At 67.6% G+C, this 15,063-nt stretch carries 15 protein-coding genes and 1 pseudogene; 10 read left to right on the forward strand and 6 right to left on the reverse strand.

The annotated features are described in order from the left end of the window. Positions 1 to 106: 106 nt before the first annotated feature. Together ACWEO7_RS07935 and ACWEO7_RS07940 are read right to left on the reverse strand one after the other, a co-directional pair. Positions 107 to 619: a TIGR04338 family metallohydrolase gene (locus tag ACWEO7_RS07935; protein WP_356963087.1), complete on the reverse strand. Its 513-nt coding sequence runs from the start codon at positions 617 to 619 to the stop codon at positions 107 to 109. Positions 620 to 722: 103 nt separating this feature from the next. After that, positions 723 to 1,568 (reverse strand): DUF2786 domain-containing protein, encoded by an 846-nt coding sequence (locus tag ACWEO7_RS07940; protein WP_452421754.1) that lies wholly within the window; start codon positions 1,566 to 1,568, stop codon positions 723 to 725. A 122-nt stretch (positions 1,569 to 1,690) separates the two neighbouring features. Here ACWEO7_RS07940 and ACWEO7_RS07945 point away from each other — a divergent pair, with 122 nt between their 5' ends. The 8 genes from ACWEO7_RS07945 (at position 1,691) to ACWEO7_RS07980 (ending at position 9,199) form a co-directional block, all read left to right on the forward strand. Next, positions 1,691 to 2,992: an ABC transporter substrate-binding protein gene (locus tag ACWEO7_RS07945; RefSeq protein ID WP_452421756.1), complete on the forward strand. Its 1,302-nt coding sequence runs from the start codon at positions 1,691 to 1,693 to the stop codon at positions 2,990 to 2,992. Positions 2,993 to 3,114: 122 nt separating this feature from the next. Further along, the gene (locus ACWEO7_RS07950) at positions 3,115 to 4,062 is read left to right on the forward strand and encodes a carbohydrate ABC transporter permease (protein ID WP_452421871.1); all 948 of its coding nucleotides are present in this window, start codon (positions 3,115 to 3,117) and stop codon (positions 4,060 to 4,062) included. Further along, a complete protein-coding gene (locus tag ACWEO7_RS07955) occupies positions 4,062 to 4,955 on the forward strand; it encodes a carbohydrate ABC transporter permease (RefSeq protein WP_452421758.1) in 894 nt (297 codons plus the stop codon). The genes ACWEO7_RS07950 and ACWEO7_RS07955 overlap by 1 nt, the downstream gene beginning before the upstream one ends. Before the next feature lie 258 nt (positions 4,956 to 5,213). Continuing rightward, positions 5,214 to 7,487 (forward strand): transglycosylase domain-containing protein, encoded by a 2,274-nt coding sequence (locus ACWEO7_RS07960; protein WP_452421760.1) that lies wholly within the window; start codon positions 5,214 to 5,216, stop codon positions 7,485 to 7,487. Between the two features lie 251 nt (positions 7,488 to 7,738). Next, positions 7,739 to 8,197: a GyrI-like domain-containing protein gene (locus ACWEO7_RS07965; protein WP_450023359.1), complete on the forward strand. Its 459-nt coding sequence runs from the start codon at positions 7,739 to 7,741 to the stop codon at positions 8,195 to 8,197. 9 nt (positions 8,198 to 8,206) lie between these two features. Beyond that, complete coding sequence (locus ACWEO7_RS07970) at positions 8,207 to 8,632, forward strand: GyrI-like domain-containing protein (protein WP_355071187.1); 426 nt, start codon at positions 8,207 to 8,209, stop codon at positions 8,630 to 8,632. 43 nt (positions 8,633 to 8,675) lie between these two features. Next, entirely contained in the window at positions 8,676 to 8,933 is a 258-nt protein-coding gene (locus ACWEO7_RS07975) for a type II toxin-antitoxin system Phd/YefM family antitoxin (RefSeq protein ID WP_452421761.1), read from the forward strand. Beyond that, positions 8,930 to 9,199 carry a type II toxin-antitoxin system RelE family toxin gene (locus ACWEO7_RS07980; RefSeq protein ID WP_452421763.1) on the forward strand — a complete coding sequence of 90 codons (270 nt, stop codon included), beginning with the start codon at positions 8,930 to 8,932 and terminating at the stop codon, positions 9,197 to 9,199. The genes ACWEO7_RS07975 and ACWEO7_RS07980 overlap by 4 nt, the downstream gene beginning before the upstream one ends. A gap of 59 nt (positions 9,200 to 9,258) precedes the next feature. Here ACWEO7_RS07980 and ACWEO7_RS07985 read toward each other — a convergent pair whose 3' ends face one another. The 4 genes and pseudogenes from ACWEO7_RS07985 to ACWEO7_RS08000 all read right to left on the reverse strand — a co-directional run. Beyond that, positions 9,259 to 10,359: an inositol-3-phosphate synthase gene (locus tag ACWEO7_RS07985; RefSeq protein ID WP_450023353.1), complete on the reverse strand. Its 1,101-nt coding sequence runs from the start codon at positions 10,357 to 10,359 to the stop codon at positions 9,259 to 9,261. Further along, the gene (locus ACWEO7_RS07990; protein ID WP_039803160.1) at positions 10,352 to 10,909 is read right to left on the reverse strand and encodes a PadR family transcriptional regulator; all 558 of its coding nucleotides are present in this window, start codon (positions 10,907 to 10,909) and stop codon (positions 10,352 to 10,354) included. Before ACWEO7_RS07990 ends, ACWEO7_RS07985 begins: the two co-directional genes overlap by 8 nt. 113 nt (positions 10,910 to 11,022) lie before the next feature. Further along, complete coding sequence (locus tag ACWEO7_RS07995; protein ID WP_452421881.1) at positions 11,023 to 11,268, reverse strand: DUF1707 domain-containing protein; 246 nt, start codon at positions 11,266 to 11,268, stop codon at positions 11,023 to 11,025. Positions 11,269 to 11,336: 68 nt separating this feature from the next. Next, positions 11,337 to 11,600, reverse strand: a pseudogene (locus ACWEO7_RS08000) (DUF1707 SHOCT-like domain-containing protein); the annotation flags it as partial. Between the two features lie 19 nt (positions 11,601 to 11,619). On the opposite strand from ACWEO7_RS08000, the gene ACWEO7_RS08005 reads away from it, so the two are divergent. Together ACWEO7_RS08005 and ACWEO7_RS08010 are read left to right on the forward strand one after the other, a co-directional pair. After that, positions 11,620 to 12,039, forward strand: coding sequence for a DUF5318 domain-containing protein (locus ACWEO7_RS08005; protein ID WP_355071181.1), 420 nt, complete (start codon positions 11,620 to 11,622; stop codon positions 12,037 to 12,039). A 450-nt stretch (positions 12,040 to 12,489) separates the two neighbouring features. Beyond that, positions 12,490 to 14,919, forward strand: coding sequence for a transglycosylase domain-containing protein (locus tag ACWEO7_RS08010; protein WP_452421765.1), 2,430 nt, complete (start codon positions 12,490 to 12,492; stop codon positions 14,917 to 14,919). Positions 14,920 to 15,063: the final 144 nt, after the last annotated feature.

Raw genomic sequence — 15,063 nt, forward strand, 5'->3', positions numbered from 1 at the left:
TCGTGGATCCGATCGCGCACCGCGGCGGACACCATCGCCGCACGCAGGGCGCGACGACACCCAGCCGACGGCACTTCACTCGCTGTTCGCACGGTGAGCGGCGGGCTCACCCGATCCGCACACCGCAGCCGAGCATCGTGGTACGCAGCAACAATGCCGCTTCCGGGCCGACGACGCCGTCGACCAGTTCCACATAGCGGTCGCAGAATTCCGGGCCGTGCGCGGCCACCGACCCGTGGTCGGATTCCAGGTGATGCGCCAGTTCGTGCAGGATCACCAGTTCCCGCAGCGCCCACGCGGTGCCGCCGGTGTGCAGCGGAACCGCCAGAACGTTCCCGGCCGCCTCGTAGTGGGCGGCCGTTGTTCCGGCGCGAGAACGGACGCGCACCGCCACGGCGGCCCGCTCCCAGCGCGCCCGTACCCAATTGAGCGCCAGCACCTTGTCCGTATAACTCTGTACGGATTCCACCGAGGCGAAGCGGCGCTCGATCGGCAACGTGAGCTGCGAACCATAGAGTTCGACGGTGCGCACACCGTGCTCGTCCGCGCGATCGAACACTCCGCGTACCAACTGCTCGGCGTCGTAGACCTTGGCACGCTGGCCGTCGCGCACGGTCATCGCCGCGCGGCCGATCCCACGGGCGGCATCGGCCTGTCGCCGAGTCGCGCCGACCGGACCCCGGCAGCCGCTAGCCCGGTTCGGCCCGTGACGTCCACGCCGGTCAACCGCCCTCGGAAGAGTTCAGCTTCTTACGTGCGGCGGGCAGTTCGGGCGAATTGCCGATCCGTGCAGCCCGCCCCGCGCGGTCCCCCGCCGCCCGCGCCGCCGCCGAATGCCCCGCCGACTCCTGCGGTCCGCGCCAGGTGCCGCGCGCCTCCGACGTCTTCGCGTAGAAGTCTGTGAGCTCGATCTCCTTGTTCCGCAATGCCAGCGCTGTCCCGGACACCTCGGCGTCGTGTGGCAACACTTCGGCTTCGACCTCGGCCTTAACCTCCGACAGCCGCCGCCCGATCCGTGCGGCGAACGCCATCTGGAAATTCAGCCGCGCCGTCACACCCGCCACCGGCGCCTGCACCCGGCGCCGCACCCGGCGACCCCACCGCTTCTCCACCACGATCTTCTCGACGGTGGCCGATCGGTAGGCCCCGGACTTGATGTACTGGTCGGACGCGCGCACCATCTGCACGAGCAGGCTGGCGTAGAGCGCCTCACAGGTATCTATGTCGGAGTCGAACCCGTAGGCGTAGATCTGCGTCGAAGTCCGGGCGACGTCGCAGCGCACGTCGTTCGCGGCCGCGATCGCGACGAACAGCTGGACATAGGTGCGCAACCCGCGTTTGCCGGGCTCGCCGATCGGAATGATCCGCTGCACCGGTGTGGGCCTGCGCTCGCGTCCCGCGATGTGCGCCCGCGCCACGGCGAGGTCGATCGACGACTTCGTGGCCAGCCGCTGGGCAGCGGCGAGAAACGCCTCGGCCTCGTGTTCGTTGTCCGTGGACTCGGCCTTGCGCAGCAGCCCACCGATGCGCGTGAGCATCCGATCGGGAACCGCGTTCGGCGAAGACATCGCGCCCCAGCCTAGTGGGCGAGTTCCAGCCACTGTCCCGCACGCCGGATCGGCACCATGTATCTTGCCTTGTGCACCGGCAGGGTGTGCTGCCGCTCACGAACGATCCTGGAGTGTTTGCGATGGCTGTGAAGAAGGTGACGTCCCTACGTTCGTCGCTCGTACCGCGGGCCGCGGTGGCCCTCGCGTCGATCGGGCTGCTGACCGCGACGTTCACCAGCGCCTGCTCCAGCGACAGCAGCGGGAGCCCGATCAGCCAGAATCTCACCGGTCGCGGCCCGATCACCTACGTCGAGGGCAAGGACACCACCGAGACCGGCGCGGTCAAGCAGCTGATCGAGCGCTGGAACGCCGCGCACCCGGACGAGCAGGTGACGTTCAAGGAGCAGTCGAACGACGCCTCGCAGCAGTACGACGACCTGGTCGAGCACATGCGTTCCAAGCAGTCCAACTACGACGTGGTCGCCTTGGACGTGCCGTGGACCGCCGAGTTCGCCGCCAAGGGCTGGATCCAGCCGCTGAAGGACTCCTTCGCCATCGACACCAGCGCGCTGCTGTCCCCGCCGGTCGCCAGCGCCACCTACAACAACACGCTGTACGCCGCGCCGCGCAACACCAACGGCGGCCTGCTGTTCTACCGCAAGGATTTGGTGCCGAACCCGCCCAAGACCTGGAACGAGCTGCTGGCCCAGTGCCCCATCGCGCGCCAGCAGAACATCGGCTGCTACGCGGGTCAGTTCGCGCCCTACGAGGGTCTGACCGTGAATGCGGCCGAGGTGATCAACGCCTACGGCGGCAGCTTCGTCGGCGCCGACGGCAAGACCCCCACGGTGAACAGCCCGCAGTCCCGCGCCGGACTGAAGGTCCTGGTCGACGCCTACAACAACGGCGACATCCCCAAAGAGGCCATCACCTTCAAGGAACCCGAGTCCAGCAACGCCTTCGCGACGGGCAAGCTGATGTTCCTGCGCTCGTGGCCGTCCACCTTCGGTGACGTCGGCGGCGAGGCCTCCGCCGTGAAGGACAAGTTCGCGGTCGCCCCGCTGCCAGGGGAGAACGGCGTGGGCGCCTCCACCCTCGGCGGCTACAACGCGGCGATCAGCGCGTACTCCAAGAACAAGGCCACCGCGCTGGACTTCCTGCGCTTCCTGATCAGCGAGGACGCGCAGCACATCGTCGCCGCGGGCGCGCTGCCCTCGGTGCGCGCGTCCATGTACGACGACCCGGCGCTGATCGCGAAGATGCCGTACCTGCCCGCGCTCAAGGATTCCATCGCCAGCGCCGTGCCGCGTCCGGTGACGCCGTTCTACCCCGCCGTGAGCAAGGCCATCCAGGACAACGCCTATGCTGCGTTGAACGGAACCAAGTCCGTCGACGACGCGATCACCGGTATGCAAAAGGGCATCGAGACCGCTGGATCGTGAGCGGTTGAACGCAACGGACCCGACGAACCCGCAGGAGAGAAACGGTGTCGGATCCTTCGGGAACGGCGACTAGCGTGCCGAAAGACGAATTCGTTCCGGCCGGCCGCGGCTTCGCCGCCGGACTGGCCTCGGAGCTGCGTCGCTCCGGGAAAGCCTGGCTGTTCGTCACCCCCGTCCTGATCGCGCTCGCGGTCGTCATCGGTTATCCCGTGTTCCGGGCGCTGTGGATGTCCTTCCAGAAGGACTCCGGGCTCGACCCGGCTACCGGCATGTTCGTCGAAGGCGGCAACGCCGGGTTCGCCAACTACACGCACTGGCTGCTGCAACAGTGCCAGATCGCGACCGGCGAGACGGTGCCGTGCCCGACCGGCAATCTCGGCTCGCAATTCTGGCTGGCCATCGGGGTCACGCTGTTCTTCACGGTCGTCACCGTCGCGCTGGAGGCCACGCTCGGCCTCGGCATGGCCATGGTGATGGGCAAGACCTTCCGCGGCCGGGCATTGCTGCGCGCGGCCGTGCTGATCCCGTGGGCCATCCCGACCGCCGTCACCGCGCGGTTGTGGGAATTCATGTTCCAGTACGACGGCGTCGTGAACCGCGTGCTCGGCACGCACATCCTGTGGACTTCGGACCCGTGGCCGGCCCGGATCGCGGTGATCGCGGCCGACGTCTGGAAGACCACGCCGTTCATGGCACTGCTGCTGCTGGCAGGCCTGCAAGTCATTCCGTCCGACGTGTACGAGGCGGCTCGCGTCGACGGCGCGTCGGCCTGGCAGCGGTTCACCCAGATCACGCTGCCGCTGCTGAAACCGGCCCTGCTGGTCGCGGTGCTGTTCCGGACCATGGACGCGCTGCGGATGTACGACCTGCCCGCGATCATGACGCTGGGCAATCCGTCCACCCGCACGGTGTCGATCCTGGTGGTCGATCAGGTCCGGCAAGGTCCGAACAGCGCGGCCGCGCTGTCCACGATCACCTTCCTTTTGATCTTCGCCGTGGCGTTCGTGCTGGTGAAGATCCTGGGCGCCAACGCGGTTCGTACCCAGGAAGAACAGCGGGAGGCGCACTGATGTCCGTGCAGACGGCGGAGCAGGCCGTGACGAGCGAATCCGCCGCGGCGCCGGTGCCGTGGACCAAACGCATCGGCTCGGTACGGCTGTACCTGGGTGCGCTGATCGTGCTGGTGTGGGGGCTCGCGCCGTTCTACTGGATGGCGGTCACCGCGTTCCGCGATCCCGACTACACCTTCGACAACACCCCGTGGCCGACCCACGTGACGCTGGAGAACTTCCGCAACGCGTTCGACACCAGCCGCGGCAACGACTTCGGCAAGGCTCTGGTCAACAGCCTCATCATCGGCTCCATCACGACGGTGATCGCGCTGGTGATCGGCGTGCTGGCCGCGTACGCGCTGGCCCGGCTCACCTTCCACGGCAAGTACGTGGTGTCCGGACTGATTCTCAGCGCCTCGATGTTCCCGGTGGTCGTCCTGGTGACCCCGCTGTTCCAGCTCTTCACCAACCTCGGCTGGATCGGCGAATACCAGGCGATGATCATTCCGAACATCTCGTTCGTACTGCCGATGACGGTCTACATCCTCGCGTCCTTCTTCGCCGAACTGCCGTGGGAACTCGAAGAAGCCGCGCGGATCGACGGCGCCACCAAACTGCAGGCCTTCCGTTTGGTGATGCTGCCCCTGGCCGCTCCCGCCGTGTTCACCACCGCGATCCTCGCGTTCATCGCGGCGGTCAACGAATACCTGCTCGCCCGTTTGCTTTCCAGCGACAAGACCGAGCCGGTCACCGTCGCCATCGCTCGCTTCTCCGGCAACAACCCGCTGGTGCAGCCGTACGCGGCGATCATGGCGGCAGGCACGATCGTCACCATCCCGCTGGTAGTCATGGTCCTGATCTTCCAGCGCCGGATCATCTCCGGCCTCACCGCGGGCGGCGTGAAGAGCTGAGTCTTTGCCAGCGCCTGCGGTGCTGGGTGTTCGCGGCCCCCTTGTAGCTCGTGGTTGAGCTGGTGTGGTGGCGTTGGCGGGATCGCTGGGGACAGATAGTTCGCCGCTTCGCGCGGCACGCTTATGGTCTGCGTGCACCGCTGTGTCAACGGCCCGAGATGTGGAAACCCGGTTGTGAACGTACGCGGTAAACTCGGCCTTTCGATGCTCTTTTCCGTCCGTTCGTGCAGGTGAGTTCGTCCGACGCTCCGGGAGGAGATGATCGTGAGCTCGTTCCGCAAACCGCGTGAACGCAGGCGTGGCGCCAAAGGGGGTCCTCCGACCGCACCGTATGCCTCGATCGCGGGCTGGACGCAGCGGCCGGATGCGGCGAAGCGGAACGCGCGGGAGCGGCGCGAGCGCGCGGCGGCTCGCCGGAAATCGCGACCGACCGCGCCCCGCCCCACGGAGCCGGATCGTCCACCGCGCAGCCGGGCCGAGCGCATCCGCCGCCTGCTGCTGGCCTTGTTCATCATCTTCGGCGTGGTGCCCGCGCTGCTGTCGGTCCTTGCGTACTGGAGCGCCGAGATCCCGGATCCGAATGCGGTGCAGACGAATCAGATCGCGACCGTCTTCGCCGCCGACGGCAGCACCGTGCTCGCGAAAATCGTCCCGCCGGACGGGAATCGGACGCCGGTCCCGTTGTCCGATGTGCCACGGCCGGTGCGCGACGCGGTGCTGTCGGCGGAGGACCGCAATTTCTACACCAATCCCGGTTATTCGACTTCCGGCTTCCTGCGCGCCGCGCGAGACAATCTGCTCGGCAAGGACAACGCGGGCGGCGGCTCCACGATCACCCAGCAGTATGTGAAGAACGCCTTTCTCGGCTCCGAGCGCACGGTCACCCGCAAGATGCGCGAGCTGATCATCGCGGCGAAGATGGCACGGCAGTGGAGCAAAGACGACATCCTCGCCGCCTACCTCAACACCATCTACTACGGCCGCGGGTCGTACGGCATCGGCGCGGCGGCCAAGGTCTACTTCGACAAGCAAGTGAATCAGCTGACCCTGGCGGAGGGCGCGGTGCTCGCGGCGCTGATCCGGACGCCTTCGATCCTGGACCCGGAAACCCATCTCGCGGACCTGAAGGCGCGCTGGCGGTACGTGATCGACGGAATGGTCGAGATGGGCGCGCTCGCGCCGGGCGATCGGGACGCGACCACCTTCCCGGCGATCATCCCGCTCAGCCAGATCCCGGACGAGAACGTGGCGCGCGGCCCCGAGGGCCTGATCCGCAACCAGGTCGTGCGCGAGCTGCGCGACTCCGGCATCAGCGAGCGCGACTTGAACAAGGGCGCGCTGCAGATCACCACCACCATCGACGCCAGAGCGCAGCACGCGGTATTGGGCGCGGTGCGTGACCGGCTCGGTGCGCAGCCACCGGAACTGCGCGCCGCGGTGGTGTCGATCGATCCGCGTTCCGGCGCGGTGCGCGCGTACTTCGGCGGCTACGACGGCATCGGCTTCGACTTCGCCCAGGCGCCGTTGCAGACCGGCTCGGCGTTCAAGGTCTTCGCGGCGATCGCCGCGCAACAGCAGAGCATTCCGCTCTCCCGTGTACTGGACAGCTCCCCCGTGACCGACCGCGGTACCCGGATCACCAACGTGGACGGCGAATCGTGCGGCAAGTGCACCATGGCCGAGGCGCTCAAACGCTCGCTGAACACCAGCTTCTACCGGCTGACCATGACGATGTCCGACGGTCCTCAGTCCATCGCGGACGCGGCGCACGCGGCGGGCATTCCGGAGGAGCTGCCCGGCGTTGCGGGCAAGACCCTTACCGAGGACGGCGGGAAACCGCTGAACGGAATCGTCCTCGGGCAGTATTCGGTCCGGCCGATCGATATGGCCTCGGCGTATGCCACGATCGGCGCGTCGGGCGTCTACCACCGGCCGTACTTCGTGCAGCGAGTGGTGACCGGTGACGGGCGGGTGCTGCTGGATCGCGGCGAGCAAAAGGTCGGCGAACAGCCGCCCGCGGGTCAACAGCGCATCTCCAAGACGATCGCGGAGAACACCGTCGAGGCGATGCTCCCGATCGCGGCCTACTCCAACGGGCACGCGCTGAAGAACAACCGTCCATCGGCCGCCAAGACGGGTACCACGCAGTTCGGCGCGAGCGAGTCGAACAAAGACGCGTGGATGATCGGCTTCACCCCGTCGCTATCCACAGCAGTGTGGGTCGGAACCGACCAGCCACAACCGATTCGCACCGCACGCGGAGCCGACATCTACGGCTCCGGCCTGCCCGCCGACATCTGGAAACAGGTCATGGACGACGCACTCGACGGCGCTCCGATCGAACAGTTCCCTGGCGCGCAGGCCCCGGCCCGGCCGAATCCGAGCAAGCCGCCCTCCGGCGGTCCCTACGACATCCTGAACCCACCGCAGCCGTCATCGCAGCGCGAACCCGTCGTCATCATCCCGCCCAGCCCGCAACCGCCCAGCGAGGTCGAGATTTTCCCGGGACTGAGCATTCCGGTTCCTGGATAGCGATGATGCTGTGACCTTCCGTGGCCCGGCGGAACGCATGACATGGCAGCATCGTTTGCCAGAGTGAGAGCGAACAGCGAGTGCGTCGGAACGGGCCGACGCCGAAACCGCGAAAACGATGCGGAAGGATATGCGCCCGAGCGACGACAGCGCGGCGCGAGCGACGGGCCCGGAGGCGGTAGCCTGCGTCACCACGGAGGGCACCGGGACCGACGCCAATTGAGGACAGACGAGACATAGGGGCTACGCCGGTGGATTTCAATGTCGTTGACCAACCCGAGACGCTGGTGGCGGGAACAGTGCTTCGCAGCCCCGCGCTCGCGGTCGAGGGGCCGCGCCGCGCGAAAGTCGAAGAGGCGTGGAAGCGCAACCTGGCCCGCAAGCTGCCCGGACCGCCGACCACGGCGTACGTCGACCACGCGCCGGAGATCAATTCGTACCTGACCCATATCGTCGGCTACCGCTGTCACAGCTTGGCCGACCTGCAGCCCGGAGACGTGCTCGCCCGAGTGCCCGCCGGGCGCTTCGCCCGGTTCATCGCCAGTGGAGACAATCTCGGCGACACCATCGTGAGCATCTGGCGAGCAGTGTGGGACGCGGAGGCCGCGGGGCGGCTCATTCGCGCTTATACCGGCGACTGGGAACACTATCCGGACGCACGGACGGTGGAAGTTTTCGTGGCGGTGGCAGACGATCAGGGCAACGGGTAGGAACAGACAGTGGACTTCGAGATCGTCACATTGCCGCAGAGCATGGTCGCGGGCCTGACCGTGCCGCTGGCCGGCCGGGAGGTGACCGCGCGTGACCTCGACCTGGTGAACTTCACCTGGGATCGCTATCTGGCGCGGGAGAAGAACGTGCCGCGGGTGGCGGCCTACATCGGTCAGAACGACCACGCCGTCGCCGTACTCGGCTACGAGATCGGCGCGATGGACGAGCTGGACTCCGGCGACGTGCTCACCATCATCCCGCAGGGCCGCTACGCCAAGTTCGTCGTCTCCGACAAGCCCTACGACCTGCTGCGCACCGCCTGGGCACAGGTGGCGAAGGCGGAGAACGCGGGAACCATCACCCGCTCCCACACCGCCGAGGTGGAGCGCTACACCGGCCCGGCGTCGGTGGAGGTCTACGTCTCGCTGGACTGACCTGACAGCCGAGTGTGTACACGACGGTGTGTACACTTTCGGTATGTCGGAGATCAGCATCCGGGAGCTGCGCGCCAACCTGGCCGCTCACATCCGCGAAGCGGAAGGCGGTGAGCAGGTGATCATCTTGCGAGACGGCGCGCCCGCCGCCGCTCTGGTGCCGCTGTCCATGGTGGAGGCCTTCGACGCGGCCGAGGACGAAATCCTCGCCCGCGAAGCCGAGGCAAGGCTGGCGACCGACGAGCCGACCTTCACCATGGCGGAGGTGCTGGCCGACCTCTTCGAAGACGACGCGAAGTGAAGTACCGCTTCCGATTCCTGGAGTCCGCGCGCCGAGAACTGCGGGCCATCGAGCGGCCGGATGCGATGCGAATTCTCACCGCGCTCACGGCGCTCGGTGAGGATCCTTACGCTCCGGGTCTGGACGTGAAGAAGCTGTCGGGCCACCAAGACCTGTTTCGTCTGCGCGTCGGCAGGTACCGGGTCGCATACCGGGTGGACAACGGCGTGCTGGTGATCCTCGTAGTGAAGGTCCGCTGGTGGAAAGACGTCTACCGGGGCCTGTAGTCGGAAGCAGGTCGGCCGAGGGCATTTCGCCGTCGGCCGACCTCATGCCGGTGCGGTGCCTATTCCGCGCCGATGATGAAGGCTTCCAGCTGGGCGCGCGCGATGTCGTCGGCGAGCTGCTGCGGCGGGGACTTCATCAGGTAGGCCGAGGCGGGGATGACCGGTCCGCCGATGCCGCGGTCCTTGGCGATCTTCGCCGCGCGCACGGCGTCGATGATGATGCCCGCGGAGTTCGGCGAGTCCCACACCTCGAGCTTGTACTCCAGGTTCAGCGGCACGTCACCGAAGGCGCGGCCTTCCAGGCGGACGTAGGCCCACTTGCGGTCGTCGAGCCAGCCCACGTGGTCGGACGGGCCGATGTGCACGTCGTTGGCGCCGAGTTCCTTCTTGAGGTTGCTGGTGACGGCTTGGGTCTTGGAGATCTTCTTCGACTCCAGGCGCTCGCGCTCGAGCATGTTCTTGAAGTCCATGTTGCCGCCGACGTTCAGCTGCATGGTGCGGTCGAGCTGCACACCGCGATCCTCGAACAGCTTGGCCATCACACGGTGGGTGATGGTCGCGCCGACCTGGCTCTTGATGTCGTCACCGACGATGGGGACACCGGCCTCGGTGAACTTGGCCGCCCAGACCGGGTCGGAGGCGATGAACACCGGCAACGCGTTGACGAACGCGACACCCGCGTCGATCGCGCACTGCGCGTAGAACTTGTCGGCCTCCTCGGAGCCCACCGGCAGGTAGGACACCAGCACGTCGACCTTGTTGTCCTTCAGCACCCGCACCACGTCGACCGGCTCGGCCTCGGACAGCTCGATGGTCTGCGCGTAGTACTTGCCGATCCCGTCGAGGGTCGGCCCGCGCTGCACGACGACGTCGCTGGGCGGCACGTCGGAGATCTTGATCGTGTTGTTCTCGCTGGCGAAGATCGCCTCGGCCAAGTCGAAGCCGACCTTCTTGGCATCCACGTCGAACGCGGCGACGAACTTGACGTCGCGGACGTGGTACGGCCCGAACCGCACGTGCATCAGGCCGGGGACGGTCGCGGATTCGTCCGCGTCCTTGTAGTACTGCACGCCCTGGACCAGCGAGGAGGCGCAGTTGCCCACACCCACGATGGCGACGCGAACCTCTGTGGCGTTGTCAGCCTTCTTGACGTCACTCATGGCCGATATTTCCCTCTTTCTGTGGTGCCGCCTTCGTCGATTGCTCCGCCGCAATCAACTCGTTGAGCCAGCGCACTTCGCGCTCGCTTGATTCGAGTCCGAGTTGATGGAGCTGCCGGGTGTAGCGATCCAGCGACCCGCTGGCCTTCTTGATCGCCTCCCGGAGCCCCTCTCGGCGCTCCTCGACCTGACGCCGCCTGCCCTCCAGGATCCGCATCCGCGCTTCCGCGGGAGTGCGGCTGAAGAAAGCCAGATGAACGCCGAAGCCGTCGTCGGTGTAGTTCTGCGGTCCGGTATCGGCGAGCAACTCGCTGAACCGTTCCCGCCCGGCCGGGGTCAATTGATAGACCCGTCGCGCGCGGCGTGTCGTCGCGCCCGCGGGGATCTCCTCGGCGATCAACCCGTCCGCCTGCATGCGGCGCAGCGTCGGGTAGAGCGATCCGTAGGAGAAGGCACGGAAGGCCCCGAGCAGGCCCGTCAACCGCTTGCGCAGCTCGTACCCGTGCATGGGCGCTTCCAGGAGCAGCCCGAGGATTGCCAGTTCGAGCACCGGGCTTCACCCCCTGACTGTGTACAGAACCTAACCGATGGATGCGACTTTCCACTATATCGGAGCGATACATCTGTGCACAGCCGTAGGCCCGGTACGGGCGAACTCGCGGTTCAGCGAGAGGGTGGGAAGACCGCGAGCGGCTCGCCCGCGAAAGTGGTGGTCAGGTAGCCGGACGAGCCGTCCTTGCCCTTGACGTGGATCTCCACGACGGCGAGTTCGGTGAGGGCGTCGTGCTCGTCTTCGGACAGCTGGCCGTCGGCGCGGGCGCGGTCGAGCAGCTCGCGCGTAGTGGCGCGATCGGCATCGCGCGCCCTGGTGTGACCGGGATAACTGCCGCCGGAACCGGAGCGGCGCAATACTTTTGGCGTGACCGACGGGCGCCGCGCGGCGAACCGCGCGCAGCGGCCGGGGTTTGCAGGTCGGCGGTGAGCGGGGCCAATTCGCCGAGCGTCTTCGCCGCCGCGGCCTGCGCGATCCGGTCGTGGTACTCGTCGGCGCCGAGCTGCCCCTCGGCGTAGGCGGCATCCAGAAGACTGAACGCGTCGGCGCGGTCGAGATCACGCGCTCGCATGCGCCCGGATGCTGCGGTGGACACAGACGGATCGTAGTCCGGGTAACGGCGCGACGCGCTGGATCGGCCCGGTCGGGGGCGGTCAATCCGCAGCAGCCCGGGGCGGCCCGATTCCATCCCCGCTACTCTGGTTCTCGTGCGAATTCAGCGGCAAGTTGTCGACTACGCCCTGCGGCGCCGGTCGCTGCTGGCTGACGTCTATGCGGGCCGGGTCGATGTCGCCGAGGTGTGTGATGCGAATCCTTATCTCTTGCGTGCGGCGAAGTTCCATGGCCGCGGGAGCGAGGTCACATGCCCCATCTGCCGGAAGGAACAGCTGACCCTCGTATCCTGGGTCTTCGGCGACGGCCTTGGGCCGGTCGCCGGATCGGCTCGCACACCCGAGGAGCTTGCGCGACTCGCCGAGACGCGCGAAGAATTCTCGGTTCATGTCGTCGAGGTATGCCGGACCTGCAGCTGGAATCATCTGGTGCAGTCCTATGTCCTCGGTTCCGCGCCGGCACCGCCGCGACGCCGCTCCGGGACACGCGCGAACCGGCGCACCGCCGCCGAATGAAGTGCCTGGGTCGTCCCCGGCGGGTGACTCGCGGAGCCGGCATGCGTCCGCCGCGGTGACGACTACCGCTGATTGCCACCTGGACCGCTACGAGTTATGGAGATCTTGTCAGTGAATTCGCCCTACGAGCCCTACGGCGATGAGCCACATGGCGGTCGTCCTCCGCAGAGTTCACGTCCAAGTCCCAACCCGTATCAGAATCCCCGTCCCGGACCACCCCCCGGAGCCCGCCCCGGCCCGCCGCCCGGTGCGCGTCCCCTCCCCGGTGAGCCGCGCGGCCCCCAGCCGCCGCGCCGTCCCGGCCCTCCGCCGAACGGTCTTCCTCCGCAGGGCGGCCGTCCGCCCCAGCCGGGCCGGCCGCCACAGCCCAACCGCGGCGCGCCCAATGGTGGCGCTCCCGGCCCCCAGCCTGCCCAGCGGACCCAGCGGCCGGGTTCCCTGACCGAGGCGGTGAACGAGCGCGACAGGCGCGGCCCCGCCACCGGACCGCGTCCGGCCACCGGCGCGCGTCCGGCGGTGGACCGTGACGGACGTCGCGTCCCCGGTAGCGGCCCCACGACCGGCGAACGCAGGCAGGCCGCGGGCGGTCCGCCGTCGGGCCCGCCGCCGCGCCGTGGCGGCAGCGGCGGCTCCGACGGGCCGGGAAGGCGGCAGCCCGCGCAGCAGAAAAAATTTCCCTGGAGGATCGTGCGCCGCACCCTCTACGTGCTGATCGCGTTGGCCATTCTGCTGCCCAGCGGCATCTTCCTGGCCGCGTACACCACGGTGTCGGTGCCACAGCCGGGCGACCTGAAGTCGAACCAGGTGGCGACCATCTTCGCCTCCGACGGCACCTCGGTGATCAGCAAAGTGGTTCCGCCGGAAGGCAACCGGACCGACGTCACCATCGACCAGATTCCGCCGCACGTGCGCAACGCGGTGATGGCTGCCGAGGACCGCGACTTCTACACCAACCCCGGCTTCTCGATCTCCGGCTTCGCGCGCGCGGCCAGGGACAACGTTCTCGGCCGGGAGAGCGCGGGCGGTGGCTCGACCATCACCCAGCAGTACGTGAAGAACGCGCTGGTCGGTGACGAGCACTCGCTGACCCGCAAGATGCACGAGCTGGTCATCTCGGCCAAGATGGCGCGGCAGTGGAGCAAGGACGAGATCCTCGCCGCGTACCTGAACACCATCTATTTCGGTCGCGGTTCGTACGGCATCGACGCGGCGGCCAAGGCGTACTTCGGCAAGCCGGTTTCGGAACTCACCGTCGCCGAGGGCGCGGTGCTCGCCGCCACCATCCAGCTGCCGTCCAGCCTGGACCCGGAGAAGAACCCCGAGGGCGCGAAGACCCGCTGGAACTACGTGCTCGACGGCATGGTCTCCGGCGGCAACCTGAGCGCGACCGAGCGACAGGGCCTGCAGTACCCGCGGGTCGTCCCGCTCTCCTCGACTCGGGACAAGGCGCAGGACTCCGGCCCCGAGGGCCTGATCAAGACCCAGGTGCTCAAGGAACTCGGCGCGGCGGGCATCAGCGAGCAGCAGCTGAACACCGCGGGCTTGCAGATCACGACCACGATCGACCCGAAGGCCCAGCAGGCCGCCGTCGACGCGGCCACCTCGAAGATGCAGGGTGAACCGGAGCAGCTGCGTACCGCCGTGGTCTCGGTCGATCCGCACACCGGCGCCGTGCGCGCCTACTACGGTGGCAGCGACGGCCAGGGCTACGACTTCGCCAACGCCGGTTTGCAGACCGGTTCGTCGTTCAAGGTCATCGGCCTCGCGGCCAACCTGGAGCTGGGCATCCCGCTGTCGCAGATGTACGACAGCTCGCCGCTGACCGTGAACGGCATCAAGATCTCCAACGTCGAAGGCGAGGGGTGCGGCACGTGCACCATCGCTGAGGCGCTGAAACGGTCACTGAACACCAGCTTCTACCGGATGGAGCTGGACATGCAGAACGGCCCGCGCAAGATCGCCGACATGGCGTACAAGCTCGGCATGCCGGACACCATCGCGGGAGTCGGCAAGACGCTCACCGAGTCGGACGGCTCCGGGCCCAACAACGGCATCGTGCTCGGCCAGTACCAGGCGCGGCCGCTCGACATGGCCTCCATGTATGCGACGCTGGCCGCCTCCGGCGTCTACCACGCGCCGCATTTCGTATCGAAGGTCGTGACCGCCGACGGTCAGGTCCTGCTCGACCGTGGTGAGGTAGCCGGTGAGCAGCGCGTTTCGGCCGCTGTCGCCGACAACGTCACCGCCGCGATGAAGCCGATCGCGGCCTACTCCCGTAACCACGGGCTGGCCAACGGGCGCGAATCGGCGACCAAGACCGGTACCGCGCAGCTGCTGGATACCGGCGAGAACAAGGACGCCTGGATGGTGGGCTACACCCCGTCGCTTTCGACGGCGGTGTGGGTCGGCAGCGTCGACAACTCGCCGCTGCGCAACTACAGCGGCGGCATGATCTACGGCTCCGGGCTGCCCTCCGACATCTGGAAGGCGACCATGGACGGCGCGCTCTCGGGGACTCGCAACGAGACATTCCCGAAGCCCGCCCCCATCAAGGGCCAGGCCGGTGTCCCCGAATGGTCGGCGCCCTACACCCCGCCGTCCACTGTCGACTCTCCGCTTCTGCCACCCGTGGTGGTCGCGCCGACCCAGGTGGAGATTCTGCCCGGCATCACGATCCCGGTCCCCGGCGTCCAGCCCGCACCCCAGCAGCAGCGCCCGCAGCAGCAGCGTGAATCGGACTCCGGACCGCTGCCCGGCCAACCGGTCGCACCGTCCGACGGTTCCGCACCGACGGCCACCGGCTCACCGAGACCTGGCAACAACGGCAACTCGGGTAACAACGAAGGCACGAACGGAACCGCTCCGACACGGGGCCGATAGTTCGCCGGCGCACAGGCCGGGGCCGACCGCATCAGGTTCGGTCCCGGCCTTCGTCGTATTTGCGCCGGATTACCGAGGCACGGCTCGCTCCCTGGGCTGGCAATTCCGGGAAGCCGTGATCGATCGGTCCGGTCGGCGAATTCC

It is taken from the genome of Nocardia sp. NPDC004260 (assembly GCF_053603155.1).